A 447-nucleotide genomic window follows, 5' to 3' on the forward strand; every position below is an offset into this window, starting at 1 on the left:
TGTAGAGGCACGCAAGATATTGCGTTCGATGGAGGATGCGTCCCGCTTGGCCAAGCAGGCCGATACTGGCACGATTGGTCGAATTGTGGTGGCAGCTACGACGCCCGCGCTCTTCATTGTACTGCCGGAGATCGTCTCAGCTTTCACCGAGTTGATGCCGAATGTCGACGTCGCTGTGCGGACCATGTCGACCTCGGAACAAGAGGAGGCGCTGCGACGCGGAGACATCGACGTCGGCATTGTACATCCGCCGCTCGACGACAAAGACTTGGCCTGCCATGACCTTGCCACGCTGCCATTTGACGTCGTCTTATCCGTCAAGAACCCGCTAAACGAACTGCCGACCTTGCGTATGAGCGATCTTGCCCGGCAAACATTCATACTGTTTCCCCGTCAGATAGGCCCGCAGCTCTATGATCACATCATTGGCCTTTGCCGGGATGAGGG

Annotated in this window: 1 protein-coding gene; it reads left to right on the plus strand. The window is 57.3% G+C overall.

What is annotated here, in order from left to right; translation table 11 throughout:
* Window positions 1-46: 46 nt before the first annotated feature.
* The coding region (locus AB1462_RS32035; protein WP_367249120.1) for a LysR family substrate-binding domain-containing protein at window positions 47-447 on the plus strand (401 nt) is incomplete at its 3' end.

Source organism: Pseudomonas sp. SB113 (genome assembly GCF_040754745.1).
Taxonomy (GTDB): Bacteria; Pseudomonadota; Gammaproteobacteria; order Pseudomonadales; family Pseudomonadaceae; genus Aquipseudomonas; species Aquipseudomonas grimontii.